This window comes from Campylobacter concisus (assembly GCF_015230035.1).
GTDB classification, from domain to species: Bacteria; Campylobacterota; Campylobacteria; order Campylobacterales; family Campylobacteraceae; genus Campylobacter_A; species Campylobacter_A concisus_BK.
Map to the genome: position 1 here is coordinate 86,003 of NZ_JAAKZD010000008.1, position 26,372 is coordinate 112,374.

General features: G+C 40.8%; 26 protein-coding genes. 16 read left to right on the plus strand and 10 right to left on the minus strand.

Going from position 1 to position 26,372, the window contains the following annotated elements; genetic code table 11:
* From thyX to G6W41_RS06890, 5 genes are all read right to left on the minus strand, one after another.
* Positions 1-627 carry an FAD-dependent thymidylate synthase gene (gene thyX / locus G6W41_RS06870; RefSeq protein ID WP_194171015.1) on the minus strand — a complete coding sequence of 209 codons (627 nt, stop codon included), beginning with the start codon at positions 625-627 and terminating at the stop codon, positions 1-3.
* Positions 628-716: 89 nt separating this feature from the next.
* Positions 717-3,185, minus strand: a complete 2,469-nt coding sequence (gene flgE / locus G6W41_RS06875; RefSeq protein ID WP_194171016.1) for a flagellar hook protein FlgE — start codon at positions 3,183-3,185, stop codon at positions 717-719.
* An 86-nt stretch (positions 3,186-3,271) separates the two neighbouring features.
* On the minus strand, positions 3,272-3,568 hold the full coding sequence (locus tag G6W41_RS06880; protein ID WP_194171017.1) for a type II toxin-antitoxin system RelE/ParE family toxin: 297 nt from the start codon (positions 3,566-3,568) through the stop codon (positions 3,272-3,274).
* The gene (locus G6W41_RS06885) at positions 3,565-3,822 is read right to left on the minus strand and encodes a hypothetical protein (RefSeq protein WP_107965235.1); all 258 of its coding nucleotides are present in this window, start codon (positions 3,820-3,822) and stop codon (positions 3,565-3,567) included. The genes G6W41_RS06880 and G6W41_RS06885 overlap by 4 nt, the downstream gene beginning before the upstream one ends.
* 44 nt (positions 3,823-3,866) lie before the next feature.
* On the minus strand, positions 3,867-5,234 hold the full coding sequence (locus G6W41_RS06890) for a Na+/H+ antiporter NhaC family protein (protein ID WP_148815531.1): 1,368 nt from the start codon (positions 5,232-5,234) through the stop codon (positions 3,867-3,869).
* Between the two features lie 119 nt (positions 5,235-5,353).
* Here G6W41_RS06890 and pyrE point away from each other — a divergent pair, with 119 nt between their 5' ends.
* The 16 genes from pyrE (at position 5,354) to G6W41_RS06970 (ending at position 20,707) form a co-directional block, all read left to right on the plus strand.
* Positions 5,354-5,962 (plus strand): orotate phosphoribosyltransferase, encoded by a 609-nt coding sequence (gene pyrE / locus G6W41_RS06895; protein ID WP_194171018.1) that lies wholly within the window; start codon positions 5,354-5,356, stop codon positions 5,960-5,962.
* 179 nt (positions 5,963-6,141) lie between these two features.
* On the plus strand, positions 6,142-6,831 hold the full coding sequence (locus G6W41_RS06900; protein ID WP_194171019.1) for a response regulator transcription factor: 690 nt from the start codon (positions 6,142-6,144) through the stop codon (positions 6,829-6,831).
* Positions 6,821-8,248, plus strand: coding sequence for a c-type heme family protein (locus tag G6W41_RS06905; RefSeq protein ID WP_194171020.1), 1,428 nt, complete (start codon positions 6,821-6,823; stop codon positions 8,246-8,248). The genes G6W41_RS06900 and G6W41_RS06905 overlap by 11 nt, the downstream gene beginning before the upstream one ends.
* A 95-nt stretch (positions 8,249-8,343) precedes the next feature.
* Positions 8,344-10,410 carry a multiheme c-type cytochrome gene (locus tag G6W41_RS06910; protein ID WP_021092629.1) on the plus strand — a complete coding sequence of 689 codons (2,067 nt, stop codon included), beginning with the start codon at positions 8,344-8,346 and terminating at the stop codon, positions 10,408-10,410.
* Between the two features lie 44 nt (positions 10,411-10,454).
* Positions 10,455-11,213, plus strand: coding sequence for an FKBP-type peptidyl-prolyl cis-trans isomerase (locus tag G6W41_RS06915; protein ID WP_194171021.1), 759 nt, complete (start codon positions 10,455-10,457; stop codon positions 11,211-11,213).
* A gap of 19 nt (positions 11,214-11,232) precedes the next feature.
* Complete coding sequence (locus tag G6W41_RS06920) at positions 11,233-11,904, plus strand: 4Fe-4S dicluster domain-containing protein (RefSeq protein ID WP_194171022.1); 672 nt, start codon at positions 11,233-11,235, stop codon at positions 11,902-11,904.
* 1 nt (position 11,905) lies between these two features.
* The gene (nrfD, locus tag G6W41_RS06925; protein WP_194171023.1) at positions 11,906-12,835 is read left to right on the plus strand and encodes an NrfD/PsrC family molybdoenzyme membrane anchor subunit; all 930 of its coding nucleotides are present in this window, start codon (positions 11,906-11,908) and stop codon (positions 12,833-12,835) included.
* Positions 12,836-12,851: 16 nt separating this feature from the next.
* Positions 12,852-15,470, plus strand: coding sequence for a cytochrome c biogenesis protein (gene ccsA / locus G6W41_RS06930; protein WP_194171024.1), 2,619 nt, complete (start codon positions 12,852-12,854; stop codon positions 15,468-15,470).
* Between the two features lie 11 nt (positions 15,471-15,481).
* Positions 15,482-16,303, plus strand: coding sequence for an SEL1-like repeat protein (locus G6W41_RS06935; RefSeq protein WP_194171039.1), 822 nt, complete (start codon positions 15,482-15,484; stop codon positions 16,301-16,303).
* Positions 16,303-16,845 carry a hypothetical protein gene (locus G6W41_RS06940; protein ID WP_194171025.1) on the plus strand — a complete coding sequence of 181 codons (543 nt, stop codon included), beginning with the start codon at positions 16,303-16,305 and terminating at the stop codon, positions 16,843-16,845. The genes G6W41_RS06935 and G6W41_RS06940 overlap by 1 nt, the downstream gene beginning before the upstream one ends.
* Complete coding sequence (locus tag G6W41_RS06945; RefSeq protein WP_103585475.1) at positions 16,842-17,300, plus strand: nitrous oxide reductase accessory protein NosL; 459 nt, start codon at positions 16,842-16,844, stop codon at positions 17,298-17,300. Before G6W41_RS06940 ends, G6W41_RS06945 begins: the two co-directional genes overlap by 4 nt.
* A 1-nt stretch (position 17,301) precedes the next feature.
* Entirely contained in the window at positions 17,302-17,487 is a 186-nt protein-coding gene (locus G6W41_RS06950) for a hypothetical protein (RefSeq protein WP_021084005.1), read from the plus strand.
* The gene (locus G6W41_RS06955) at positions 17,477-18,586 is read left to right on the plus strand and encodes an ABC transporter permease (RefSeq protein WP_194171026.1); all 1,110 of its coding nucleotides are present in this window, start codon (positions 17,477-17,479) and stop codon (positions 18,584-18,586) included. Before G6W41_RS06950 ends, G6W41_RS06955 begins: the two co-directional genes overlap by 11 nt.
* The gene (locus G6W41_RS06960) at positions 18,583-19,251 is read left to right on the plus strand and encodes an ABC transporter ATP-binding protein (protein ID WP_194171027.1); all 669 of its coding nucleotides are present in this window, start codon (positions 18,583-18,585) and stop codon (positions 19,249-19,251) included. The genes G6W41_RS06955 and G6W41_RS06960 overlap by 4 nt, the downstream gene beginning before the upstream one ends.
* Positions 19,248-20,201, plus strand: coding sequence for a hypothetical protein (locus G6W41_RS06965; protein WP_194171028.1), 954 nt, complete (start codon positions 19,248-19,250; stop codon positions 20,199-20,201). Before G6W41_RS06960 ends, G6W41_RS06965 begins: the two co-directional genes overlap by 4 nt.
* The gene (locus G6W41_RS06970) at positions 20,198-20,707 is read left to right on the plus strand and encodes a hypothetical protein (RefSeq protein WP_194171029.1); all 510 of its coding nucleotides are present in this window, start codon (positions 20,198-20,200) and stop codon (positions 20,705-20,707) included. Before G6W41_RS06965 ends, G6W41_RS06970 begins: the two co-directional genes overlap by 4 nt.
* A gap of 57 nt (positions 20,708-20,764) precedes the next feature.
* Here the strand turns inward: G6W41_RS06970 and G6W41_RS06975 are convergent, their stop codons facing one another.
* From G6W41_RS06975 to rsmA, 5 genes are all read right to left on the minus strand, one after another.
* Entirely contained in the window at positions 20,765-21,595 is an 831-nt protein-coding gene (locus G6W41_RS06975; protein WP_194171030.1) for a tetratricopeptide repeat protein, read from the minus strand.
* 72 nt (positions 21,596-21,667) lie between these two features.
* On the minus strand, positions 21,668-22,441 hold the full coding sequence (locus tag G6W41_RS06980; protein ID WP_194171031.1) for a pseudouridine synthase: 774 nt from the start codon (positions 22,439-22,441) through the stop codon (positions 21,668-21,670).
* A gap of 1 nt (position 22,442) precedes the next feature.
* Positions 22,443-23,396, minus strand: coding sequence for a KpsF/GutQ family sugar-phosphate isomerase (locus G6W41_RS06985; RefSeq protein ID WP_194171032.1), 954 nt, complete (start codon positions 23,394-23,396; stop codon positions 22,443-22,445).
* A gap of 9 nt (positions 23,397-23,405) precedes the next feature.
* Complete coding sequence (locus G6W41_RS06990) at positions 23,406-25,556, minus strand: ribonuclease J (RefSeq protein WP_180999411.1); 2,151 nt, start codon at positions 25,554-25,556, stop codon at positions 23,406-23,408.
* Positions 25,522-26,364 carry a 16S rRNA (adenine(1518)-N(6)/adenine(1519)-N(6))-dimethyltransferase RsmA gene (gene rsmA, locus G6W41_RS06995; RefSeq protein WP_194171040.1) on the minus strand — a complete coding sequence of 281 codons (843 nt, stop codon included), beginning with the start codon at positions 26,362-26,364 and terminating at the stop codon, positions 25,522-25,524. The genes G6W41_RS06990 and rsmA overlap by 35 nt, the downstream gene beginning before the upstream one ends.
* Positions 26,365-26,372: the final 8 nt, after the last annotated feature.

Genomic DNA, 26,372 nt, shown 5'->3' on the forward strand with positions numbered 1-26,372 from the left:
TTAACCCTCATCCTCTGGCAAACACTTCTCAAATATAAATTTATGCTCATTTGGCAAGGTGTCATAGATAGCATTTGCTAAATTTCTTATCTCCCAAAGGGCTGATTTTGAGCTTCTTAGAGAGATGAAATTTTGCAAGCTTCTAGCATTTATACTCCATGTAAGCTCGGTTTTATAGCATTCTGGCAAGCAGTATTTAACTATATCAAGGCTTTTTGTGGTTGAGGCTAAAATTTCACGTAAATTTTCAAGCGCTTTTATGCTTGCGTTATCGACCATTTCGTCATTTGTTAGTACGATAAATTTAGCCGCACGCTCAAACTGCCCTACTTCAAATTTCTCCTCCTTTTTTAGCTCTTTTAGCGTGTAGCGGGTTGATTTGACGCTTAGGCTTGCTATGCGGTGGCGGGCTAGCTCTTGAAGTAGTGCGCGCGAGATGCCTTGGATGTAGAAGTTGTAGTAAAGATGCTCCAGCGTTGATGCGTGTTTAAATTTATTACCCACTTTATCTATCAGTTCGACGTCTTTTTCGCCGCCATTGTCGCCTTTTTCAAAGCTTTGCCAGCATGTGCGGATCGCGTGAGAGCAGATATTTAGCGGAGTGTGGTTTAGTAGTGTTACTTGCATATTTTCTCTTTTTGTGAAATTTTTTAGCATTTTACAAAAAGAAGGCTGATTTTATTTGTAAATTTAAAAGGGAGCGAGCGCCCCCTTTGTTATTGTTTTAGTTGAAGAAGTGTGTTTAGCATCTCGTCACTTGTTGTGATCGTTTTTGAGTTTGCTTGAAAGCCTCTTTGGATGACGATAAGATCTGTTAGCGCACGGCTTAGATCGACGTTACTAGCTTCTAGTTTTGAAGCTGCGATCGTTCCTTTATCACCTGTGCCTGCTGCACCGATGACTGCTTCGCCTGAGTTTGCAGTTTGTGAAAAGACGTTTCCGCCCTCACTTTGAAGACCCTCGTTGTTTGTAAAGCTAGCAAGTGCCACTTGAGCTAGACCAAAGCTTTGTCCGTTTGTAAATGCACCGATGATAGTTCCTGTTTCGTCGATCTTTAGGTCATTTAGCGTGCCACCTGTGTAGCCATCTTGTGAGATAGACTCAGTTGATGAGTCTTTATCAAAGCTTGTTAGTCCGTTAAAATCAGTCCCCAAGCCAAAATTTAAACTAACATTTTGTCCGCTTTGTGAGCCGTTGTTAGCTGAAAATGTTATCGTAGCTGGGTGAAAGCTAGCAAGTGAGCCGTTTGAGTTAAATCTTAGTGAGCCAGTTACGACGTTGTCTGGACCCTCGCCTGTGTAGTTTATCTTAGCAGGCTCTGGCACTTGGATGATCATATTCCACTCAGTTCCGCCATCTGTTGTAGTGCCTGTCTTTGCCCATTTAATGCTAACTGTGTGTTTTGAGCCAAGTGAGTCAAATATTTCAGCCGTTGAGCCGTGGCTAGACATCATTAGTTTGCCGCTATTGCGTAGGGCTTGACCGGGGCTTAGAGCGCCGTCAAGGGCTTTCATTATAGTTGTGAGCCTTACGTTTTCACTTACTGCGGCATTGGCATTTGAGCTTCCTGTCGCTTCTGTTGTTAATCCAGTAGTCGTCATATAAAGAGCTTTATCAAATTCTTTACTTGCTGGATTTTCTAGTTGATATTGTCCTGCTTTATTTACTGTAAATTTTACACCATCATTTAAATCTATCAACGAATTTACTGCAGCTAAGCCTGCAGCATGTTTTTCATCTGGAGTAGTAAGTGCTATATTGTTATAGGCATCGTTGTATGCAGCTAAAAAGTCCGCATCGCCAGCCAGTGCAGCTTGTGCAGCAGCTTGAGTTGTGGTTAGGTTTGCAGCCTTTACTAAAGCCTCTTGTGTTGTAGATGTACGTATAGTTCCATCACCATTATAATCAACATATTTTCTTGCATCTTCTTGCATAGCTTCACGCAGATCTTCTGTTGTAGTGACTTTTCTAGGTTTTGCATCATCATAGTCATGATCGGCTGTTGTTGGTGAACTAGTGTATGTATATTGATATGCAGTAATAATTTTAGTACTTTTTAGCCCAGTACTATCATTCCCGTTCACAGTTAAATGAATATTTTTTGTACTAGCGATTGTTCCAGAGTTGTTTCTATTTATAAGAGTAAGTTTATTTCCATTTGAAATTTCAGCTTGGACGCCGGTTTTGTTATACTGGGCGTTTATGGCTGCAGCGACATCACTTATGCTAGTTACTGTCGTACCAGCCCCAGAAGCTGGTATTTTTACACCGTTTAGTGTGATATTAAGCGTACGTTCTTCGAGGGCGTGAGTAGTTGCATTAGTAAATTTTCCGACATTAGAACCATGTGGTTCACCCATTAAGAACGGAGTAGACTTTGCATTCGCATAACTTACCCAGATACCTTGTCCATCTCTTAACGCAAGACCATTTCCAAGCTCGTCAAATGTAACACCAAGATCAACGCCACGCTCTGTTAAAATTTGCTCGTTTCTTGAGTTTGTATAAAATCGGTCATTATTGACGTCATTTTCATTATGAGCTTCATTTGTATCTATTTTTCCATCATTATTATAGTCTATGCCGCCAGCTACTGAGTCGAGTGAATATATAGGAGTGCTTCTTTGACCGATAGTGTTACCTGAGTCGAGGTTGCCTTTTATTTTAACTTCTGTTGTTGCTCTTGCTGGAGTTGTAAGACCTTCTTTGATGACGATGTTGCTTATCGGACCTGTTGAGTCGATAGTGCCAGTCTCTTCATCTCTAGTCCAGCCTTGAACGATATAACCGCTGTTATTTACAAAGTTACCAGCCTTATCACGGACGAAGTCGCCGTTTCTTGTATAGTATCTTGTCGTTCCGCCATCTGGAGAGACGACAAAGAAGCCATTTCCTTGAAGAGCAAGGTCGGTTTGCTTATCAGTGGCTGTTAGTGTGCCTTGTGAGAAAATTCTTGTAGTTGAGTTTATGGTCGTTCCTAGACCTATTTGCATAGCGTTTTGACCGCCTAGCTGACCTTGTGGAGCTGTAGCTACTCTTGGAGTTTGGCTTAGTATATCAGCAAAATTTGCGCGGTTGTATTTAAAACCATAGGTATTGACGTTTGCGATATTGTTGCCTTCTACGTCCATGGCTATCTGGTGGGCTTGTAGGCCTGAAACACCAGACCAAAGTGATCTCATCATGAGTTTATCCTTTTTTCTCGTTTTAAAATTTTTTATGATCTTTTTAAAGCAAAAGATGTTCCAAAATTTATATCGGCAAAAAATAGTTACTGAGGATATTTTAAATTTGGCAGATTGTATTTATAGATTGATATGATAGTAATAGTCTGTTCGCCCTCTTCTATGACAAACACAACAACATATCCCTTGAAGACCAAGTCTCTTACTTGAGTATCTTTCATAGTTAGATTTTCTCTGTAAGAGTATGGTCTTTCAGGGATTTTCATGATTTCATTTTTTAGACTATCGCGAAAGTTATATGCACGATTTTTGCTATCTTGTTTTATGAATTTTAATATCTCTTTTAGACTCTCTTTAAAATCATCTGTAAAAAGAATTTTCATCTTAAATTTTTGCCTTCTATTATGGCATCGGTTTCAGCGATCACATCATCAAGAGTGTAATATTTAAGCTCGCCACGTCTATGCTTTGCGATCAGCTCTTTCAAATTTTGTTCATTTTCTTTATTTATATAGTAGTCGTTATAATCTACAAATTCAACCCTTGCATGAGGGTTTATTCGTTTTATCTCTTGAACCGCTTTTTGTAAAATTTGAGTGATCTGTGGTGTCTCTTCGGCAACTAGCATACCTATCATTTTTACTCCTTACATAATTTTGGTTGTTTTTTATCTATCATAATTTATCCAAGTATCAACGCACCTACGACGCCACCGATGATTAGTGGGATGTTAAAAAATATAAACGTAGGCACGCAAGTATCATATATGTGGTTGTGCTCACCATCAGCATTTAGACCGCTCGTTGGCCCAAGTGTGCTGTCGCTTGCTGGGCTTCCAGCGTCGCCTAGAGCCGCTGCTATACCAACTAGCAAGATGATAGCTGGCACACCAAAGCCAAGGCTAAGGCAAAGTGGCACATAGATAGAGGCTAAGATAGGGATAGTGCCAAAGCTAGTGCCTATGCCCATAGTGACGAGAAGTCCTATAAGTAGCATCAAAAATGCTCCACCTATCTTGCCGCCAGAGACCAAGCTAGCGTATTTCACAAGCTCGTCTATACCGCCACTCTCTCTTAAAATGGTGCCATATCCTGCAGCAACAAGCATGATAAATGCGATAAAGCCCATCATAGCAAGGCCATTATCCATGATCTTATCTACTTTTTTGTATTCGATGCCTCCAAAAACGACCATGACCAAAAGCCCAAGTAGTGCGCCAAGTGGCAAGAGCGAAGTATAAATTTGCACGACAAAGGCGACAACTGCACCAGCTAAGACCGCCCACTCTTTTTTAGTCATCTCAAGGCTTTTTGCGCGCTCGATCTCATCAAGCTCGGCTTTTTCAAATTTAGAAGTTTTATAAATCCTTTTTTTACTATAAAAAAGTATAGCTAAGATGAGCCCCACAAACATCGAAGCCCCACCTATCCACATGACTGATGAGATGTCTGAGATGGTTGTGTTTATGCCGTTGTTGGCTAGCTCTTTTTTAAGGATATTGTGAAAAAGCAGACCAAAGCCAACGCTAATGCTCACATAAGGCGCTTGCAGTCCAAATGTAAGAGCACAAGCCACCGCGCGTCTATCTATGCCCATTTTGTTCATAAGGGCAAGAAGTGGCGGGATCAAGATAGGTATGAAGGCTATATGAACTGGGATCAAGTTTTGAGACAAACAAGCGATAAATGCGATGGTTAGTGTAAAAATGACCTTATTTGAGCTAAGAAATTTACTCATTGCATTTATCAAGATAGCTGTTAAATTTGTATTTGCTATGGCAGCAGCAAGAGCACCTAGCAAGATGTAGCTAAGCGAGGTTTCAAGGTTGCCTTGCATGCCGCTTATGAGGCTTTGCGTGGTCTCTTTTAGAGCTGTAAAAAAGCTCTCAAAACCGCTTGCCAAACCACTTTCAAATCCGCTAAAACCATGCTTATACATAACCCCAGCAACAAGCGCAGAAACGAGGATAGAAAGCAGGATGTTAAAACGCAGCAAACATAGCACCGTCATCACCAAAATGCTAAAAACAACAGGGTTAAATAGAAGCATGAGTGTCCTTTTTGTATGAGTGCAAGAATTATACAAGGGCGGGGCTTATTAAATTTTAAAAAGAGTGGCTTAAGTGGGTATGTGTTAAGATTTTTGGCAAATTTTAAAAGGAAAAAGCGATGGATTTAGAGAAAATTTATAAGGATGCTGGGGCGTATTTGGAGGGACACTTTTTGCTAAGTAGCGGCAACCACTCGCAGTTTTATCTACAAAGTGCGAAGGTGCTTGAAGACCCAGCTTTGGCGGGAAAGCTAGCAGATGAGCTTGCCGCTGTGATAGAGAAATTTGACATTAAATTTGATAGCGTTTGCTCGCCAGCACTTGGTGGAATTTTAGCTGGATACGAGCTAGCTCGCGCGGCGAAAAAGCGCTTTATATTTACAGAGCGCGTTGATAGGGTGATGAGCCTAAGGCGCGGTTTTGAAGTGAAAAAAGGTGAGAAATTTATAGTTTGCGAAGATATCATCACAACTGGTGGCTCGGCACTTGAGGCAGCCCACGTGATAGAGAGCCTTGGTGGCGAGGTGGTTGGTTTTGCAGCACTTGCAAACCGCGGCTTTTGTAAGGTTGCAAATTTAGGCAATGAAGCTAAAGTAAATGCAAAACTGCCAAGTGACAAGCCATTTTTTGCTTTGGGGAATTTTGAATTTGAAATTTATGAGCCAGAGCGCTGTCCGCTTTGTAAGAGCGGCAGCAAGGCTATTAAGCCTGGAAGCAGAGGCAACTAAAGGCTAGTTAGGAAATTTAGCCAAATCTTTGGCTAAATTTAACTTTCTCTTTTAAATTTATCGCTTAAGTAGCGAGCCTATTTTTTACTTTAAGCTTACGATCATGATGTAAATTTATGAAATAGTTTTTATTTTGTGTTATTTAAGTCGGCATTTTGGCTTAAGAGATGAGATGACGTATGCAAGAGTATGATATTTTAGATGTTTTATCAAACAAAAAGGTTCTTTGCTTAGAGGATGAAGAGGCGATTTTGCGAAATATCTGCGCCTCGCTGGAGCTCTTTTTCGCAGAGGTTAAAGGCGTCACAGACGGCTTTGATGCGCTTGAGCTTGCTATGAGCGGGGCGTATGATGTGCTAGTACTTGATATCAGCGTGCCAAATATCGATGGTCTTGAGATCGCTAAAAAAGTAAGAGCTATCAATCAAAAAATCCCTATCGTGATCTTATCAAGCCACGTCGAGCAAGAGTATCTGTGGCGAGCAGTTGAGCTAAAGATCACAAGATATCTCGCAAAACCATATGATAAAAAGTCTTTCATAAAAGCGCTTGAGGATGTCGCTATGGAGCTTGTGGGGCGCACTCCGACTATCAGGCTAAATGACGAGCTTGAGTATGATTTTGGCAAAAAAGCGCTTTATGTAAATGGCGAAATTTCTCATCTAAGTAAGAGCGAGAGCAAGCTTTTGGAGTACTTTTTAAACAACAAAAACCAAACTATCACTTATGAGCAAATTTTTGACTACATCTGGGACTACGAGCAGCCGACAAAAGAGGCGATAAAGACGATCGTAAAAGAGCTTAGAAGAAAGCTTGGCAAAGATGTGATCAAAAATTTATACGGCGTGGGCTATCTTTGTGAGATATAAATTTCAGCTAATTGTCGGTGCTTTTATCTTTGTCTATCTGCTAGTTTCGGCGCTTGTTTTAAATTTCTACAACGATCTTGCGATGAAGGACGCCAAAAAAGAGGCGTATTATGTTTTAGAGGGCATAAATTCAGTAAGAGAGTACATCGCTGGAGTTCAGCGCCCACTAATCGAGCAGTTAAAAGAGCAGGGCATCTTAAAAGAGGACTTTTTTGACGAGAGACTTCTGTCATCTTCATATATAAGCCGTGAAATTTACAACATCCAAAAGAAAAAATACAACCTTGAATTTGACTACAAGCTAGTTGCCATCGCTCCGCTAAACAAAGCCCACGAGCCAAATGAATTTGAAGCTGGCGTCTTGCACGGCTTTAAAGAGAATAAATTTCAAGAATTTGTAAAGATAATAAAAGATGAAAATGGATCACAGCTCTTTGTGGGTCTGCCTATAAAAAACCAAAGTCCAAGCTGTCTAGCCTGTCATAGCAGTGCAAACGCCCCACAACAAATGCTAGAAAAATATGGCATGGAGGGCATAGAGATCCCAGACGTGAACGAAACGGTCGCGATGATCTCGTTTAAGATACCAATCCGCGCTATTTTTACCTACCACTTGCGAGAAGTCATCGTCATAATGAGCGCTATAACGCTTATCTTTGGGCTATTTTTGCTACTTGTTTATAAGATGCACAGGCGAGGTGAGGAGAGCAAAAAGCAGACTGAGCAGCTAATGATTCATCAAAGCCGCCTAGCCTCGATGGGCGAGATGATAGGTAATATCTCGCACCAGTGGAAGCAGCCGCTTGCTCAGATAAGCTCAGCTTTAATAAATTTAGAACTCTATCAAGAGAGAAAAAAGCTTGATGAGGCGAAAATTTATGAGTTTATAGAAGAGACAAGCAAGCAGATAAATTTCATGTCAGAAACCGTTGATGACTTTAAAAATTTCTTTAGTCCAAATACCTTGAGAAAAGAATTTAAGGTGCTTGAAGTGATAAATCAAACGATAAAAATTTTAAACGCAACGCTTAAAAAGTATCAGATCGAAGTGCAGCTTGACGTGAGAGAAAATTTTGAGGTATTTGCAAATTTTAATGAGATAATCCAAATTTTAATAAATATCATAAACAACGCAAAAGACGCATTTAAGCAAAGCTACACAAAGCCAAGAGTGATAAAGATAAGCGCCTTTTTAAAAGATGGCAGAAAGAATTTATGCGTGCAAAATAACGCAGGAGCGATAAAAAATTCATTTTTAAAGGTCATCTTTGAGCCACACTTTAGCACAAAAGAGAGCGGTAGCGGGCTTGGGCTATATATGAGCCGGCTTATCGCTCGCAAAAATAACGCCCTAATCTTTGCTAAAAATGTGGATGAAAACCACGTTGCATTTACAATTAGTTTCGAAAATTTATAATTTGTTAATTTTCCCCCTTTTCTACCCTTTTTTGGTGTTAAGATTATCAGTATGAAATCATTTTGATTTTAGGATAAAAATTCAAAGGAGGAGACGTGAGAAACTTACACAAAGCCTTAGCAGGCTTACTCATGGGTGTTAGTATCTTTGCTTCACAAGCCTGTTGCGAAGAGCATAATATGCAGATGTCCGATAAAGCACGTGATGTTATCGCAAATCCTAAAGGCACACTGCAAAGTAGAGGTGTTGTCTCCTTGCAAGACTACGTCGTAGAAGAGCAAGAGATGTATAACTGGCTATTTAAAAACCACCCTATTTTTACAAAGTATGGTGGCAAAACCGTCGGCAAAATGGTCGTTCACGACCGTGGCTTAGAGTGGCTTGCCGAGGGACATGGCTTTGATATGTCAAAGCTTAGTAAAAGAGATGGTGGTAAGGGCTATAGTTCTATGATGTATAGAATTCCAGCCACCTCATCACTTCAATTTCCTAATAAATTTGTAGGACCAGAAAAGTGCGGTGAGTGTCACCCAGCTCAGTATGAGGTCTGGAGCAGATCTCGCCACGCAACTACTATGCGCTTCCCTGGCGAGCACCCAGAGGTTAATAACAACCTAACTGAGCCAGTATTTGACAAAGATACCGCTTCTATCCTACCAAAAGGTATCACTCCAGATGTCATCTACGCAACCGTTGGTCACTTAAGAACTAAGATGGGCTACGTCGATGCATGGCTACTTCGTGGTACTTACTACGTTGAGGGTGGTTTGCTAAGAGATGGCACAGGTCAGATCGTAGCTGGCGGTAACCAATGGCAAAGAACATGGGCGTTAAATTTAGACGACGCAACTGTTAAAAAGATAAAAGAGCTTGTCCCAGAATTTCCTGGCACTCTTGAAGAGTATGGCGATAATGGCGGATATGTTAGAGGTCTTGCCTCATACGCCGCAAAACATAAAAAGTCGATGTTTTTCCAAGCAAACTCATCATATTGTGAGGTTTGCCACCCAGTTAAATTTGACTTTAAGTCAAAAGCAGAATTTTACGCAGCACTTGGTAATGCCAAAGAGCTTCAAAAACACACTATCTCAAAAGGCGTAAGCTGTGAGGAGTGCCACGGAGCTGGCGGTCACCTTGATGGAGCTACAAATTTTAGAACATCAAACTGCGAACGCTGTCACCAAAGATTTAACTTTAGCCCAGATCTAATGCGAGCTAATCCGCTTAACAACGGCAAGCTTGATCTCTCACTTAGCTCTAAATTTAAATCAATGGGACCAGGATGCGGCTCAGAAGGCTCTCAATCATACTTTACCGCTCACTACGATAAAGGTATGAGATGCGTCACTTGCCACGATCCACACGACAACACAGGTCCAGTTGTAGGCGATAAGAGCGTAACTGGCATGAACTACAACCCAGATCAAGGCTATCTAAGTGCGTTCTACACTAAACCAAAGATCAAAAAAGATTGTAAAGATTGTCACGAGACTCAAGCATATATCGCATCAAAAGCAGATACACACAAAAACAACACTTGTGCATCTTGCCACATGCCATTTATGATGAGCTGCGAGAATTTCTACGCTGTTCAGTTCCAAGACAACGCTGGCTTTGATACTCAAAGACGCTCTCACATCTGGAAGATCATGGTCGATCCAAAAGAGAAATCTCTTGTCCCAGGCGACGCTGCTAAAGGTCCAAGAGATGCTAAAGATTGGCACTTTGAGAGAGATAAAAATGGCCACAACTATGTTGATTTGATGTGGGCATGCGCTAGAACATCTTGGGCTGATAAAGACATGAAAGATAACAAAGGCTGCCATAGCCCAGTGCTATCTGAGCTAAAACCAACACTTCATTTTAAAAACCAAAAACAAGTTTATGATGAGGTTATGGGATGGCAAACTCCAGTTAAAAATGAATTCTCAGAGGTCAAAATAGGCATCGAGGGAATTTACTCACTACTAGAGACTAAAAAGCTAGATCCAAGTGATAAAGCAAGAGTTTATGAGCTTGTCCAAAACGCTCAAGAGATCATCGATATGGTCGAAAAAGATGGTTCGTGGGGTATGCACGGATTTAAATTTACTAAACAAAGACTAGATGCATCTAAAGAGTATATAAAAGAAGCTCAGAGAATTCTAAACAAAAATTTATAGCATTTAGGGGCTAGTTTTAGCCCCTTTAATCTTAAGGGTTTGAAATGAAAAATGGGTTTTTAAAATGTTCGCTACTTCTTAGCCTAAGCGTGGCTAGCCTCTTAGCAAATGTCGATACAAACGACTCTTATGCCATAGGCGCAACAAGTGGTGGATATGTTTTAAAAGGACTGCTAGATCAAAAGCAACTAGGTGTTGGCTATGACGCTGATGCAGTGATAAAAGGCTTTAGCGATGCGCTAAAGAGCGAGCTAAAACTAAGTGATGATGAGATAGTAAAGCTACTAAACAAAAGGGCTGAAAGCTTAGATAAGATAGTAAAAGAAAAAGAGGCAGCCAAGCTAAAAGAGAATTTAGCCCAAGGCAAAGCCTATATGGAAAAAAATGCAAAAAACAAAAATGTAAAAACAACAAAATCAAATTTACAATATGAGATCATAAAAAGTAGCTCAAAAGGGGCTACACCAAAGCCTGAGAGCATCATCATAGTAAATTATAAAGCAAGCTTTGTCGATGGCAAGGTCTTTGACGAGACAAAAGAGGCTCCAGCTCATCTTTCGATGCTAAATTTGATCCCTGGACTTGAAGAGGGTCTCATGCTTATGAAAGAGGGCGAGAAGTTTAAATTTGTTATCCCGCCTGAGCTTGCATACGGCGATAGCGGCATGGAGGGGATACCTGGAGGCGAGACTATCGTTTTTGAGATAGAGCTTATTAAGGTCTTAAAGCCTAGTGAACTAGCTGAGGCGGCAAGAAAAATTCATGAAAAAGAGCAAAATGAGGGCATTAAAAAGCCTCATTAAGGCATAAATGGAGTTAAAAATGCAAAATCAAAATAGCAGAAGAGCCTTCTTTAAACGCATGGCAGTTGTGGCTGCTGGTGCTAGCGTGGCAAGTAGTGGTTTTGCTTTTAAGATTGAAGAGAGTGCGAAAAAACCACATTTTGGCATGATATTTGACCAAAACAAATGCGTTGGCTGCACGGACTGTGAAGTGGCATGTAGAAAAGTAAATTTAGTCCCAAAAGGACAGATGAGACTTTTTGTAGAGGATAAGACTGATCCAAAAAATTTGCTTGATAAAAGATATGTAAGAGTGTCTTGTCAGCAGTGTGAGGATGCGCCTTGTGTCGCTGTTTGCCCAACAAAAGCCTGTCACAAGGACATAAAAACTGGCATCCAAACTACAAACATAGATGACTGCATCGCCTGTAAATACTGCATCGTAGCCTGTCCTTACGACGTGAGATATATCGATAAAGTTACTCACTCAGCCCAAAGCTGTAACTTCTGCATAGATACAAATTTAAAGGATAAAAAAGATCCAGCCTGCGTTGAGGCGTGCAGATATGAGGCTTTGGTATTTGGCGATTTAAACGATGAGAGCTCGCACATTAGCAAGCTTTTAGCTGTCAAAGATAGCATAAGGCTAAGAGCAGAACTTGGCACAAAACCAAGCCTTAGATATATTCCTAAAGTAAAAGCGGGGGTGTAAGATGGATGGTGCATTAAATTTCACTGCGACATTTTCGCACGCAGTTGAGTGGGGCTGGCCGATCGCTGTTTATCTTCTGCTAGCTGGTATGAGTGGCGGAGCGCTAATAGCTGCCATAGTTCTAAAGCGCTACAAAAGACAAGAGAGCTTTAGCCCATTTTTCAAGGCTGCTTCGCTTCTAGCCTTTGTTAGTATCATGCTTGGTATGGTTTGCTTGATAGCTGACCTTGAAAAGCCACTTTTGTTTTGGAAAATTTTGATTAATTACAACTTCACGTCAGTTATGTCTATCGGTGTTGCTGGACTTTGTGTCTTTATACCGCTTAGCTTTTTGATGTGTTTGTATGCGTTTAGCACGGAGCTAAAATCTTTTTGTGGCATCTTTGATGGCATAATGAAAATTTTATCGCCACTTTATCCGCTCTTAAGTGCGCTTTGCTTGCTTTTTGCGGTTATCATTTGCGCATATACAGGCTTTTTGATCTCGGTGCTCATTAGATTTCCTCTTTTAAACACCGCTGTTTTACCAGCGCTTTTCATAGCTTCAGGACTAAGTGCTGGCATAAGTGGCAGCAGCTTGATAGCGGCACTATTTTTCAAAGAAGATCCACACTCAAGCGACCTTGGCTCGCTTCATGGCGTGGAGTTTTACGTCTTATGTGCTGAAATTTTACTCATTTTAATGCTTTTTGTCTCACTTTTGCTTGGCTCAAGCTATCAGCAAGGCGCGGCAGTTGCATTTTATAGTGGCGTTTGGGCTAAATTCTTTTGGCTTGGGGTTGTTTTAGTTGGCTTTGTCTTGCCTCTTGTTTTAAATTTCGCACTTGGCAAGATGAAATTTAGCTTCTACCTTGGCTCATTTGCAGCAGTCGTTGGCGTTTTATTGCTTAGGGTTTTTATACTTTATGCAGGACAGACTTATAGCATTTAAGGCTTAAGGGCAGGTGATGAAAATTTTAAACATTTATCGCTTGTCTTTAATATTATTATTTATCCTTGCTTTTGGTGCAGGGGTGGCGACCTTTTTGGAAAATTTTTATGACACACAGACGGCTAGAGTGCTTGTTTATGAAGCGCTCTGGTACGAGTGCGTCATGGCAGCTTGCGTTATTTGCCTAGCTATTAGCACCCTAAAAACCAAGATGTATAAGAAATTTGGCGCATTTTTGATACATCTTGCTTTTATTCTGATCTTCATCGGTGCTGCGCTTACAAGATACTTTGGCGAAGAGGGTGTATTGCATCTTAGAGTGGGCGAGAGCGGCAACTATATGCAAAGCACAAAGCCCTATTTGAGAGTGCAAATTTCAAATGAAAGTTTTGAATATCCACTAAAACTTAGTCTGCTTGGCAAAAACGACTTTCGCTTCAAAAAAAATATAAATGGCAAAGAATTCGAGATAAAGATAACTGGCTACAAAAAGGATGAGAAAAACGCTCCAGCCACACTTAGCATAGAGGCTGGCTTTGCTAATGAAAAGAGTAAAAGCGCCAAGCTAAAAGGTGGCGCTGGATATGATCTTGAGCCAAGCGTTTTAAGCTTTGATGGGCAAGAGGCGAAATTTTACTTTAGCTCAAGAGCGATAAATTTACCATTTTCACTAAGGCTTGATAAATTTATCCTAGAGCGCTACGCAGGGCTAAATAGCCCATCATCTTACACGAGCAAAGTAAGCATCGCAGGTGCCGAACATGAAATTTCACTAAATCACCCACTAAGCATCATGGGCTATAAAATTTTTCAATCATCATACGACGCTGACGAGCTTGGAAGCGCCTTTGAGATCAGCTTTGATCCTGGCAAAGTGCCAACTTACATCGGATATTTTCTGCTTTGCCTTGGCTTTGTGGGAAATTTATTTAGCAAAAAGAGCCGATTTTTTAGACTTTGTAACTTTATAAAAGGCACGCAGCTTGCATTTTTAGCCCTGCTTTTACTAAATGCCACGCCAAATTTCGCAAGCGATGAAGTCATAAATTTTAAAGCTCATGCAGATAAATTTGCCAAAATTTTAGTTCAAACTGATAGCAGGATCGCCCCAGCTAGCTCTTACACAAGGGCGGTAATAAGCAAAATTTCAACCAAAACGACGCTCTTTGGGCTTAGTAGCGATGAGCTCATGCTCTCTTTTGCCATCTCGCCACAAGAGTGGATGGATAAAAGGATAGTAAAGATCACAAGCGAGCGTGTGGGTGAGCTTCTTGGAGTTAGTGAGAAATTTGCTAGTTTTAAGGACGTTTTTAACGAAAATGGCGAGTATAAACTGGCTAAATTTGTAGAGGCTGCAAATGAAAAATCCGCCTCAAAAAGAGATAAATTTGATAACGACGTCATTAAATTTGACGAGAGGCTAAATGTCTTATACCTTGCGCTAAAGGGAGAAATTTTAAAATTTATCCCAGCTAAAAGCGGCGATAAGATCACGTGGCTGTCTGTAAATGAAGCCTTTAGCAAAGATGAAATTTCAAACGAGTTTAAAAGCGTTTTAGGAGCTTACATAGAAAATTTAAGCCTTTGCGTAAAAAGTGGCGAGTGCAAAGAGGCTGATAAGAGTTTGGAGCAAATTTCAGGCTATCAAAGAAGCACTCTAGGCTCTCTTGCGCCAAGCGAGGCAAAAGTTGGCCTTGAAGTGCTTTACAACCAAATGGAGATATTTAAATTTCTTATCTATTTTTACATGATCCTAGCTCTTGCTTCGCTCGCTCTTGGCTTTTATAGGCTATTTTTTGGGAGGAAATTTAGATTTGAAAGAGCGATTAGCCTTGCGTTTTTTACTGCGTTTATAGTGCATGCTCTAAATTTAGCCCTACGCGCTTACATCTCAGGTCACGCACCTTGGAGCGATGCTTATGAGAGTTTGGTCTATATCTCGCTTATAAGCGTGCTAGCTGGAGTGCTATTTTTCAAGCATCAAAGCTTCGCACTTGGCGCTGCTTCACTCTTTGCAAGTGTTAGCTTGTTGGTTGCTCATCTAAATTTTATAAACCCTCAGATAACAAATTTAGTCCCTGTTTTAAAGTCATTTTGGCTTAGCGTGCACGTAAGCGTTATCACGGCAAGCTACGGCTTTTTGGGCTTTGGCTTTGTGCTAGGGATTGTGGGACTTATCTTAATGGCTCTAAAAAATGACAAAAATGAGCAAAAACTTAGCGAGCAGATAAGATACCTCGCCGCCACCGACGAGCTAAGCCTCATCATAGGACTTAGCTTGCTAACTATCGGAAATTTCTTAGGCGGCGTCTGGGCGAACGAGAGCTGGGGCAGATACTGGGGCTGGGACAGCAAAGAGAGCTGGTCATATATCACGATCATCGTCTATGCCATAGTGCTTCACTTAAGGTTTATACCAAAGCTTAGGGGCGTTTTCGCCTTTTTAACAGCTAGCGTGCTATCATTTGCTTCGGTGCTTTTTACATATTTTGGAGTAAATTTCTACCTTAGCGGGCTTCACTCATACGCAAATGGTGAAGGATTTGGCGTTTCAGGGCTAATATACTTGATCTTAGCAGCTCTTGCCTTGCTGATCGCCCTAGCCTACCGCGGCAGAGACATAAAAGTAGTTTAGGAGATATGATGATGAAGAGTTTGATTTTACTGGCTGCTAGTTTGTGCGTTTTAAATGCTGGCTACATCAAAGAGGCTTTAAGTGCAAAAGATGATCACAACAAACTAGCGCAAATTTATGAAGATGCTTGTGACAAAGAGAAAAAGGCATCAGGCTGCTACAACCTAGCTGTGCTTTACAGCAGGGGCGACGGTAACGTCAAAAAGGACGAGGCAAAGGCAGCTATGCTTTATGAAAAGGCTTGCGATCAAAATTTCTCTATGGCTTGCAGCAACCTTGGCTACGTCTATGAAAATGGCAAAGGCGTAGAAAAAGACCTAGCAAAAGCAGTTAAATTTTATGAAAAAGCATGTAGCGACAACGAGGGCTGCACTGAGCTTGGCTTGCTCTATGCAAACGGCACTGGCGTAGAAAAAGATCTAAAAAAGGCAAAAGAGCTCTATGAAAAGGCTTGCAAGGCAGGTGACGGCATGGGATGTAGCAACCTTGGCTACCTATACGCTCAGGGCGAAGGCGTCGAGAAAGACTACGCAAAAGCCAAAACATACTACGAAATGGCCTGCGCAAACGAAGCTGGCATAGGATGTGACAACCTTGGCTTTTTATATGTCTATGCCCAGGGCGTCGATCAAAATTTAACAAAAGCGACAAAACTTTACGAGCAAGCGTGCATATACGCCTATGAAAAGGGCTGCAACAACTACGCTATCATGCTAGCTGAGGGCAAAGGCGTGAAAGAAGATGTGGAAAAAGCACGTGAAATTTTTACTAAAAGCTGTAAAAATGGCCTAAAAGAGGCGTGCGAGAATTTAGAAATTTTAGGAAAGCATTGATGAGTTTTAAAAACTGGGGCAATAAAGAGGCAAGCCTTGAGGCACTTTATCTACTTGATAGTGCCTTTTTGGAGCCAGGGGAAGAGTATCTAAGGCTCATTTCTAAAAAAGAGGATGAAAATAGCCTAAGATACGTGGTAGATAACGGGCAGGGTGATCTGCTAGATGTGATATTTACGCGTGAGGCGGTGCTGGTTAGAGGGTTTGATCATGAAAATGAGCTAAATTCGTTAAGTGCTGGCTCTGATAAAAGCGTGATAGAGCAAATTTATAGTGGCGAGGCTGCTAAATTTCGCTCTTACTTCTTGCCAGATGAGATAGAGCAAACGACCTTTTTTATCTGGTATGACGGGACGGAGCATCAAAATTTAGTCGGTGGCAATAACGGCGGACGCTGGCTGCTTGGATATGCATTTGATGATTTTGTCAAATTTAGTGAGTTTGTCAAGGGCTACTACGAGATAGAATTTGATGATGAGATGTTAAAAAAGCTCTATGAAAAGGGCGAGTTAGAAAAAGAGAGATTAAAGGAGATAAGATGAAATTTATAGCTTTGTTGCTTAGTGCGGTTTTTGCCTTGTGGGCTGGAAATTTGACTAGTGAGGCAAATATAAACGCCTATAAAGGGGCAAAAGAGCGCATCGAGCTGCCAAAGGACGCAAGATGTGCGGTGTGTGGCATGCCTATAAAAAACAAGCAGTGGGCGACGCTTATCAAGACTGGTGGCAAGGATTATTACTTTGATGGCGTAAAAGATATGGCGCACTTTTACTTTGCTGATGAGGTAGCGAAAGAAGCTTATGTGAGTGATTATTACACGCTTGAAAAGCTTGATGCAAAAGAGGCGTTTTACGTTCATGGCTCAAACGTTTTTGGACCGATGGGCGAGGAGTTTATCCCTTTTAAAGACGAAGCAAAGGCAAATAGCTTTATGAAAGATCACGCTGGCAAAGGTGTCATAAAATTTGACGAGATAAAGACATTTATCGGTAAGTAAAGTGAAATTTCTAGCATTTTTGGCATTATTTTTTGGACTCTCTTACACGCTTTTAGCGGCGCACTACCTTAGCTTTGACCACAAAGCAAAGCAAGATGAGCTAAGAGAAATTTCAAAGATAACAAGGGCAAATTTAGCTTCTAGCTTTAGTCTAAAAGAGCAAAAGGGCTTTGTCTATGATAAGTAGAAATTTCATAAACTATGCCGTGATCTTGCTCTTTAAAGACAAAAAGGATCATCTCTTTAGCTTTTGCCTCTTTGCGCTCATTATCTTTGTACTAAGCTCGGTGCTTTTCATCTCTGGCTCTATCCAGCATGATCTTATAAGCTTAGTAAAAGATAGATCAAGCATCGTTGTTAGCGCGTTTCGTGCTGGTAAAAACGATCTCATGCACCCTGGCTACATCTACGACATCTCAAAGATCGATGGCGTGGCTGATGTTAGAGGCGTGGCTGACGGGGAGTACTACTTCGTGCAAAAGCGCGTTTGGTTTCATCTATATGAGGATGATAGCTTGAAAGAAGATGAGATGATCGTTGGCGAGGGCGTAAAAGCTGCTATGAACGAGCTTTACTACGATGAGAGCTTTAACTTCTTAACTGAAGAGCGCATGATACCAGTAAAGATAGTAAAAACCATGCCAAAACAAAGCGCTCTTATCGCAAATAACGCCATATTTTTGCATCCAAAAACGCTAAGGGCTATCTTAAATTTAAAAGATGAAGAATACACAAAGCTCTATGTTGATGTGCCAAATAGCGAAGAGATCAGCCAAGTGGCATTAAAGATAGAGAATTTATATCCAAACTCATTTGCTATTAGCATAGAAGACGAGGTGGCAAACATTAGACATCTTTACTACTATAAGGGTGGAATTTTTATGAGTATTTATGTTAGCGTTATGCTCATTTTTTTCGTGCTGCTTAAAAACCAAATTTCACTTGCTTATGGCAGTAAAAAGCGTGAGATAGCCATTTTACGAAGCATCGGCTTTAGTATAAAAGAGATCATTTTTTTAAAATTTATACAAAATTTCATCGTTAGCGTTAGCGCCTTTTTGCTTGGCGTTATGTTAGCTTATATCTTTGTATTTGTTTTTAATGCTCCATTTTTAAAGGGGATATTTTTAGGCGATGAGCTTTTAAATTTTACAAATTTTACGCCTATTTTGGAGTTTGATAAGCTTTTTTTGATCTTTGTCTTTGGCGTCATACCATTTTTGGCATTTGTGCTTATCCCGTCGTGGCGTGTGGCGTGTAGTGACATAAATGAGGGGCTAAAATGATAAATATAAGAGGCGTTAGCCTAGTCTATAACCAAGGCAAACAAAACGAGTTTTGCGCTCTAAAAAATATAAATTTAGACGTTAATAACGGCGAGTTAGTGATACTAAAAGGCGTTAGCGGAAGTGGTAAAAGCACTCTGCTCTCGCTCATAGCTCTACTTCAAAAGCCAACTAGCGGGGAGATTTTGATAGACGGCACTAACATCGCAAAACTGCCTGACGCATTTTGCTCTGAGTTTAGACACAAAAGGCTTGGGCTTATCTTTCAAAATTTTAACCTCATCGAGGGCTTAAGCGTTTATGAAAATTTGTTAGCTCCGTTTGCTCTAACAAATTTCAAGGCAAATGTGCGTGAAGAGATGATAAAAAAGGCTCTAAACCTCGCCAACATTTCTCACAAAAGAGATGAAAATGTATCAAATTTAAGCGGTGGCGAGCGCCAAAGATGTGCGGTGGCTAGGGCTTTGTCGATGGACGCTGATATCATTTTGGCTGATGAGCCAACGGCAAATTTAGATAGGCAAAATGCGCGTGCATTTTTAGGCCTACTTGAGTCATTTAAAGCGCTTAAAAAAAGCGTCATAGTCTCCACTCACGATAGCATTTTTGACGAGCTGGGCGCTACAGATAGGGTTGTTAGCTTGCAAAACGGAGAGATAGTATGAGCGTATTTTTATCAAACGCCGTTATCGCTTTTTTGTTAGCGGAGTTTGTGCTGTTAGTTTTGATGAGTATTTCGCTATTTTACGTCGTTAGGATCGTGAAGTCGTGGGACTATAACGCGCTAACATCACTTCAATACTCGCTTGAAAAGCAAAACTACCTTGTAAATACGATCTTGCTCTTTAGCGTCTGCGCAAAGATCGTTTTGTTTATATTTTTCGCACTTTGTCTAAACGAACTCTCTGACATCGTGCCAGGGGCTATGTGCTCAGCTGGCGTGATCGGCTCAAATAAATTTGGCGGCATCTTGATGCTCACTAAAATTTTGCTGATATTTGGGCTTGGTATCTGGCTGGTTATAAATAGACTCGACGTGCAGGCTCTAAATTTCCCATATCTAAAGAAAAAATATGCCATTTTCATCTGCCTTTTTGTGATGATATTAGTCGAGCTTGGCATAGAAATTTCGTTTTTTTATAACATCCCGCTAAAAGTGCCAGTCTTTTGCTGCTCGGTCACTTTTCAGGCTCCAAAGCTGCCATTTGGCTATACAAATTTTGGCTTAGTGAGCGCCTTTTTTGTGCTATTTTTTGTCATTTTGATGCTAAATTTCTTAAAGCAAAGCATGGCAAGTTTTGTGGCAAATTTGCTATTTTTAGTGCTTAGCTACTACGCTATCACCTACTTTTTTGGCCTTTACGTTTACGAGCAGCCAAATCACAAGTGCCCATACTGCATGTTAAGAAGCGACTATTTTTACGTTGGCTACCTCATCTGGGGCAGTTTGTTTTTGGGCGTTTTTTACGGCCTTATGCCATATCTTGTGGAGATCATCACAAAGACAAACTACTCGCATAAGCTTAAATTTTCATCGATCTGGCTGAGTGTTTGCGTGCTGATCTGCTCGCTTTACGTGCTCAAATACTATTTGTTAAGAGGATTTTTATTTTGATAAAGCAAATTTTTTCTCTTTGTTTGTTAGCTCTAGTCTTAGCTGTGCTCGCCTACAATGCCGACATAAGCGATGATAAAATTTTAGTCCTAAATAACGGCAAATCTGAGCCCATAGAGCAGCTAACGCCAAATAAATTTATATGTTATGAGAGCAGAACGCTCATCGTTGATAACAACGACACAGCTCAGGCGATAATGCCAAATGGCGACATCTACTTTTTTAACGACGTCACAAATTCTTTCATCTGGTATATGGCACAAAAGAGCAAAGATAAGATCAAGTTATATGTCTATTCAAGAGATACAAACCGCTACATCCCAGCGCAAAATGCCTGGTACTCGAGGGTCGATATCACGCCGATGGGATATGGCATAGGGGCGTATGAGTTTCACACTTACGGCATAAACGACAACTACTTTAAAGAGGTCTTGCTCTATGCAGCACGCGGTGAAACACTGCTAAATCCATATATAAACATCCTACTTTCAGAAAATAAGATATAAATTTAGAGAAGCTCTAAATTTGTTAGAGCTTACTAGATTGTTTTTAGTATCAAGGCGCTATTCGTTTAATTTTTTGTAAAAATCGCATCCTGATTGAAACCCTAATTTGCAAGCCTTACCAAAATATTCTTTTGCTATGTGATAGTCTTGTTTTGCACCTTTTCCTTTTAGATAAAAAGCTCCTAAATTAAAACAACCGCGATTGTATCCATTATTGCAAGCTTTTTCATACAATTCTGCTGATTTACTGTAGTTTTGTTTTACGCCTTGACCGTTTTCATATAAAATTCCTAAACTAGAACAGCTATTACTAACTCCATCATCACAAGCTTGTTTGTATAGATCGGCTGCTTTATAATAGTCTTGTTTTACGCCTTGACCAATATTGTATAAAATCCCTAAATTGTAACAGCTAGTACTATATTTGTCACTACAAGCTTTTTGCCATAATTGAGCTGCTTTATAGTAGTCTTTCTCTACGCCATGACCGTTTATATATAAAACTCCCAAATTATGGTAGGCTTGGGCAACATTGCCATCACAAGCTTTTTTGTATAGTTTGACAGCTTTGGTATAGTCTTGCTCTACTCCTTGTCCTCTTTCATAAAAACCACCTAGATTATAGCAACCAGTAGCATCTTTACTATCACAAGCGTGTTTATACAAGGCGGCTGCTTTATTATAGTCCTGCGCCACACCTTGACCGTTTTCATATAAAGTTCCTAAATTAGTACAACTATCAATATTTCCATCATTACAACCTCTTTGCCATTGCTTGGCAGCTTTATCAAACTCGCCTTTATTATAAGCTTCAACCCCAAGCTCAAAAAGATCTTCGCAAAAGCCAGTGGTTAACAATATCACAGATAAAAGAACAGCCTTTTTCATTTTTTCTCCATTTTGCAAATTCGTAGTTATTGTGGTCTGGCTTGTCTCTTTGTTATAGAAACAAGCCTAATGTTAGTATCTAACGTTATTAACTTTCAAAAAGTCTCTTAGATCCTCGTATTCGCTATTTTCGAAGTAGCGCCATTTGCCAGGCTTTAGCATATCAAGGCTAATACGCCCAAAGCTAACACGTTTTAGATCCATCACTTCAAGGTCAAAGTAGCCAAAAAATCGGCGTAGCTCCCTGTTTTGACCCTCGTTGATGATGACTTTTAGTTTTGTGTAGCCACCGCTTGAGCCAAAGACTTTATAGGCTAGAAATGGCTTAAATTCCATTGATTTTATAGTGGTTTTTGCGTGCGCGCCTTTGGTGGCGTCCTTGGCGAAAAAGCCATTTGTCATAGCTTCTATCACCTCTTTTGTCACCTCGCCTTTTACTTTTAGGTAGTATTCGCGCTCTAAGTCGCTATTCATGAGCGCTGTGGCGATCGCTGGAGCGTCAGTTAGCAAAAGTAGCCCTTCGCTTGCGTAGTCTAAGCGTCCCACGCTAACAAATTTTGTAAATTTCTTATCTAACGTGTCATAGATCGTCTTTCGTCCGCGGTCATCTTTTTTGCTAACTAGCTCGCCCTTTTGTTTGTGATAAACGATAACAGTAAATTCCTTTTTTAGCTTTATCAAACGGCCATTTATACGCACTTTGTCATCTTCATCCACGCTTGTGGCAAGGTCGCTAACCACACGCCCTGCTATGCTAACCTTGCCAGCTTTTATCAGCTCATCTGCCTCACGGCGTGAGTAGTTTGTGTTGTGTGAGATAAATTTATTTAGTCTTGTTTTTTCCATTTTATAGTCCTAAATTTGCAAGGTCATGGATGTGTAAAACGCCCACAGGCACGCCATTTTCTACGACAGCTAGAAGCTGAATTTTATACTTTTCTATTAAAGCTAACGCATCTACGGCTAACATCTCTTTGTCATTTATCTCTTTTGGATGCATGGTTGCAAATTTCATCGCTGGTTCTTCTAGGTCAAAGTCCTCTCTCATAAGCGCGCGCCTAAGATCGCCGTCACTTAAAAGAGCGTCTAGCACGCCATCTTTATCGACGATGAGAACAGTGCCAAGCTTGCCATGTGTCATAGTATCGATGGCGCTTTTTAGGCTTGCATTCCAGCGGACTATCGGCAAATTTTCGCTTCTCATCACATCTTTGACCTTCAAAAATAGCCTCTTGCCAAGGCTACCACCTGGATGAAAATTTGCAAAGTCCTCTTTTTTAAAGCCACGCTTTTGCATCAAGCAAACAGCTAACGCATCGCCAAGAGCTAACGTTAGTGTGGTTGATGCTGTTGGGGCGGCATTTAGTGGGCACGCCTCTTTCTCTACATTTATATCTATAAAAGCGTCGCTAAATTTACCAAGTGAGCTTGTCTTGCTTCTTGCCATGGCGACGATTTTTACGCCAAAGCGCTTTACATGAGGCAAAATTTTGATAAGCTCATCGCTCTCACCACTAAAACTAATGGCTAACAAGATGTCGTCTTTTTCTATCATACCAAGGTCGCCATGCATGGCCTCTGTCGGATGTAAGAAAAAGCTTGGCGTGCCAGTGCTTGCAAGCGTAGCAGCGATCTTTGCGCCCACGTGACCGCTCTTGCCCACACCTGTTACTATGACTTTGCCCTTTGCATTAAATATCAAATTTACAGCATCTTCTAACTCTACGCTTTTAGCATGTCTTAAAAGCTCATTTGCTTCTATCTCTAGGACTTCAGCGGCGATTTGATTGGCTTTTTGCATAAATTTTCCTTACATTAGATAGATGATCGGCACGATAGTTGGGTACTTTTTGACCTTTCTAAATATGTGCTTTCTGATCACTTGGCGCACTTGTGACTCGAGTAGTCTGCTATCTTTCAAAAGCTCCTCTTTGACGTTGCTTAGATACTGCTCCAAAACGCCCTCCATCTCTTTTCTAAACTCGGCGTCTTGCTTGTCGCCCACAAGGCCGTAGCTGATGACGCGAGGCTTGTTGATGAGTTTTGCACCGTGACGTGAAATTTGAGCGATTATCATGACGACGCCTGCTTCGGCGAGGTTTTGTCTGTCGATGACGACGTCGTCTGCGATTTGTTTATTTATTTGATTATCTATGAATACTTTGCCAGTTTTTACCGTTTTTACACGTTTTAGGTACTTTTGACAAACCTCCATCTGATCGCCGTCGCTCATTAGATAGATATTTCTCTCATCCACACCACAGCTAATGGCCGTCTCTTTGTGCTTTGCTATGTGGTTGTACTCGCCATGCACTGGCAAGAAAAATTTTGGTTTTATGAGGCGAAGCATCAGCTTTTGCTCTTCTTGCGCTGCGTGACCGCTGACGTGGATCTCGCTAAAGTCTTGGTAAGCGACGCTCGCGCCTGATTTTAGTAAGAAATTTAGCACCGTTGAGACGCTGTTTTCGTTGCCTGGGATCGCTTTTGAGCTGATTATGATCTGATCGGTCGGCTTTATCTTTATATATTTGTGCTCATCTGTCGCCATGCGGTAAAGCGCACTCATAGTCTCGCCCTGAGAGCCAGTAGTGACGATAAGTACCTCGTCATCTTTAAATTTACCAACTTCGTTTGCGTCGATAAAAATTTTCTTATCAAGCTTGATGTAGCCAAGCTCCATAGCAGTGTATAAATTTCTCTCCATTGATCTGCCGATGACACAGACTTTGCGGTTGTATTTTAGACCCCATTCGATCGCTTGATAGACGCGGTGGATGTTTGAGCTAAATGTGCTCATTATGACGCGGCCTTTTGCCTTTGAAAATATCGCGTCAAAGGTCTTGCCAACACTACTTTCGCTCTTCGTAAAGCCCTCTTTGTAGCTGTTTGTGCTATCGCTTAATAGACAAAGCACGCCACGCTCACCATAATACGCTAGTCTGCCAAGGTCTGTTGGGTAGCCATCTATCGGCGTGTGATCGATCTTAAAGTCGCCTGTGTGGATGATCGTGCCAGCCTTTGTCGTGATCGCAAGTGCCGAAGCGTCGATGATAGAGTGCGTGATGTGTATCCACTCGACCTCAAAGTCGCCTATAAGATATGGTTTTCTCTTTTCGACTGAGCGAAAGAGTGAGCGCTCTTGTTTTAGACCATGTTCTTCAAATTTATTATTTATCATGCCAAGTGGAAGCGGTGTGGCGTAGATAGGAAATTTAAACTCTTTGTAAAAATAAGGCACTGCGCCGATGTGATCCTCGTGTGCGTGGGTGATGATGACGCCTTTTATCTTATCTTTTATCTTGCGAACATAGTCGAAGTCTGGGATGAGGATATCCACGCCGTGCATGCTCTCGCTTGGAAAGCTCATGCCGATATCAACGATGATGGCGCTAGTTTCAGTTTCAAAGACCGTCATATTGCCGCCGATCTCGCCAAGACCGCCAAGTGGAGTTATGCGAATTTTATGCTCGCTTGAGTTTAGATATTTTAGTGGCTCAAGTCTTAGCTCGTGAGTGGCTTTGTTTGCCTCCATCGCGCTTGCGATGTCTTGCTGCCACTGCTCGTTGCCATTTAGCTTTGCAGGTAAATTTTTCTTTGGTTTTTTAGCCTTTTTGGGCTTCTCTTTTTGCTCTTTTGTCTCGTTTTTAACTTCAGCTTTTGGCTCTTGTTTTGGCTTTTCTTTTTGCTGTTTTTGCTCTTTTGGCTTATTTTCGCCATTTTTGTTTTGATTTTTATTGTTTCTTTGCTTTTTTGGGCGAGGATTTTGACTTTTTTGCTCAGCATGCGCTTCATTTTCAGCTTGCTCTGCTGCAAAGAAGTTATCTATCACGCTTTTGCTTGCTAGTGAGGTTTGCTCGGTAGTTTCGCCCTCTTGTTTTGGCTTATTTTTTGGTCTAAATCTTCGTCTTTTGTTGTTTTTACTTTGGTTAGTTACAACTTTTTCTTCGTTTTTGTCGTTCATTATCTTCCTTTAATCTTTCAAATACTTTTAGATAAGAATCGACATCTAGTTCGTGTGGACGTAAATTTTGAGCTAATCCTAGGTCTTCAAAAATTTCTTCTAACGCCTTTTTGTCAAAATTTGTGGATAAATTTTTTAAAAGCGTCTTTCTTGGCGAAACAAACGCAGCTCTTAAAAATGCTTTAAAAGCCTCGTATTGTTTTGCATCTTTGAAAATCCCGTCTTTGCCAAAAATCTTTTTTGTTTTTTGTAGTTTGATGACTGAGGATGTGACCTTTGGAGGTGGATTAAAAAGCTTTGCATCCACGTCAAACAAAAGCTCACACCTGCCTTGAAGTGAAGCGAGGATCGATAAAGCGCTAAATTCTTTATCCCTGCTCTTTGCACTAAATTTAAGAGCAACCTCTTTTTGTATCATCACAATAAGTCCAAGGCATTTTTCATCATCTATCGCATTTAGTATCATCTTCGTAGCAACGTAATAGGGCAAATTTGCGACCAAAAAGTAGTTTTCGCTACTTAGTCCGCCCTCTTCTTGCCACTGCTCTAAAGCATCTTTACAAAAAAGTTTTAATTGTCCATTTTGGATCTCATTTGCAAATTTGACCTTTAAAATTTGAAACAGCTCACAATCTATCTCAAAAGAGGTTGTCTTATAAATTTGCAAAAGTCTAAATGTCAAATCACCTAAGCCAGGCCCAATCTCAACGACGTTTGCTACGTCCTTGGGTATCGCTTGGATGATCTTATCTAGTGTTGCTTTGTCTTGTAAAAAATTCTGTCCAAAGTGCTTTTTTGCCTTTATCATAGCCGCGA

Excerpts from the sequence above, each read along its gene's own strand:
- thyX (WP_194171015.1), bottom strand. The coding sequence starts at position 627 with ATGCAAGTAACACTACTAAACCACACTCCGCTAAATATCTGCTCTCAC.
- flgE (WP_194171016.1), bottom strand. The coding sequence starts at position 3,185 with ATGATGAGATCACTTTGGTCTGGTGTTTCAGGCCTACAAGCCCACCAG.
- G6W41_RS06880 (WP_194171017.1), bottom strand. The coding sequence starts at position 3,568 with ATGAAAATTCTTTTTACAGATGATTTTAAAGAGAGTCTAAAAGAGATA.
- G6W41_RS06885 (WP_107965235.1), bottom strand. The coding sequence starts at position 3,822 with ATGATAGGTATGCTAGTTGCCGAAGAGACACCACAGATCACTCAAATT.
- G6W41_RS06890 (WP_148815531.1), bottom strand. The coding sequence starts at position 5,234 with ATGCTTCTATTTAACCCTGTTGTTTTTAGCATTTTGGTGATGACGGTG.
- pyrE (WP_194171018.1), top strand. The coding sequence starts at position 5,354 with ATGGATTTAGAGAAAATTTATAAGGATGCTGGGGCGTATTTGGAGGGA.
- G6W41_RS06900 (WP_194171019.1), top strand. The coding sequence starts at position 6,142 with ATGCAAGAGTATGATATTTTAGATGTTTTATCAAACAAAAAGGTTCTT.
- G6W41_RS06915 (WP_194171021.1), top strand. The coding sequence starts at position 10,455 with ATGAAAAATGGGTTTTTAAAATGTTCGCTACTTCTTAGCCTAAGCGTG.
- G6W41_RS06920 (WP_194171022.1), top strand. The coding sequence starts at position 11,233 with ATGCAAAATCAAAATAGCAGAAGAGCCTTCTTTAAACGCATGGCAGTT.
- nrfD (WP_194171023.1), top strand. The coding sequence starts at position 11,906 with ATGGATGGTGCATTAAATTTCACTGCGACATTTTCGCACGCAGTTGAG.
- ccsA (WP_194171024.1), top strand. The coding sequence starts at position 12,852 with ATGAAAATTTTAAACATTTATCGCTTGTCTTTAATATTATTATTTATC.
- G6W41_RS06935 (WP_194171039.1), top strand. The coding sequence starts at position 15,482 with ATGAAGAGTTTGATTTTACTGGCTGCTAGTTTGTGCGTTTTAAATGCT.
- G6W41_RS06940 (WP_194171025.1), top strand. The coding sequence starts at position 16,303 with ATGAGTTTTAAAAACTGGGGCAATAAAGAGGCAAGCCTTGAGGCACTT.
- G6W41_RS06945 (WP_103585475.1), top strand. The coding sequence starts at position 16,842 with ATGAAATTTATAGCTTTGTTGCTTAGTGCGGTTTTTGCCTTGTGGGCT.
- G6W41_RS06955 (WP_194171026.1), top strand. The coding sequence starts at position 17,477 with ATGATAAGTAGAAATTTCATAAACTATGCCGTGATCTTGCTCTTTAAA.
- G6W41_RS06960 (WP_194171027.1), top strand. The coding sequence starts at position 18,583 with ATGATAAATATAAGAGGCGTTAGCCTAGTCTATAACCAAGGCAAACAA.
- G6W41_RS06965 (WP_194171028.1), top strand. The coding sequence starts at position 19,248 with ATGAGCGTATTTTTATCAAACGCCGTTATCGCTTTTTTGTTAGCGGAG.
- G6W41_RS06975 (WP_194171030.1), bottom strand. The coding sequence starts at position 21,595 with ATGAAAAAGGCTGTTCTTTTATCTGTGATATTGTTAACCACTGGCTTT.
- G6W41_RS06980 (WP_194171031.1), bottom strand. The coding sequence starts at position 22,441 with ATGGAAAAAACAAGACTAAATAAATTTATCTCACACAACACAAACTAC.
- G6W41_RS06985 (WP_194171032.1), bottom strand. The coding sequence starts at position 23,396 with ATGCAAAAAGCCAATCAAATCGCCGCTGAAGTCCTAGAGATAGAAGCA.
- G6W41_RS06990 (WP_180999411.1), bottom strand. The coding sequence starts at position 25,556 with ATGAACGACAAAAACGAAGAAAAAGTTGTAACTAACCAAAGTAAAAAC.
- rsmA (WP_194171040.1), bottom strand. The coding sequence starts at position 26,364 with ATGATAAAGGCAAAAAAGCACTTTGGACAGAATTTTTTACAAGACAAA.